This window comes from Streptomyces sp. SP17BM10, assembly GCF_036322405.1.
In the GTDB taxonomy this organism is placed as follows: Bacteria; Actinomycetota; Actinomycetes; order Streptomycetales; family Streptomycetaceae; genus Kitasatospora.
The window spans coordinates 1-400 of record NZ_JAQYXB010000349.1 but is presented as its reverse complement, the minus strand read 5'-3'; the positions used below and the strand labels follow the sequence as shown (position 1 = coordinate 400).

The window sequence follows — 400 nt, the reverse complement described above, 5'->3', positions numbered from 1 at the left end:
TTTTTTTTTTTTTTTTTTTGTTGTTGTTTTTGTTTGGTTTGTTTGTTTTTTTTTTGTTTTTTTTGGTGGGTTTTTTGTGTGTTTTTTTTTTTTTTTTTTTTGTTTTTTTGTTTTTTTTGTTGGTGGGTGTTTTTTTTTGGGTTTTTTTGGGTTGTGTTGTGGGGGGGTTTGGTTTTTGTTTGGTTTGGTTGTGTTGGGTTGTTGGTGGTGTTGGTTTTTTGTTGTTGTGGTGTGGTTGGGGGGTGGTTTGGGTGTGTGTGGTGGTGTGTGTGTGGGGGCGGGGGGGGGGGGGTGGGGCTGCGTGTACCCTCGGGGGGGGGGGGGGGGGGGTGGTGCGTTGGGTGGGGGGGGCCCGGCGCGGGCCGGGCGGGGGCGGGGGCGGCCCGGCCCGCCCCCGCCC

The 400-nt window shown here is 52.0% G+C and carries 1 protein-coding gene; it reads left to right on the top strand.

The genetic code is table 11. The features are described 5' to 3' along the window. A partial coding sequence (locus PUR71_RS41000; protein ID WP_329924681.1) for a hypothetical protein occupies nt 1-400 on the top strand: 400 nt, incomplete at both ends.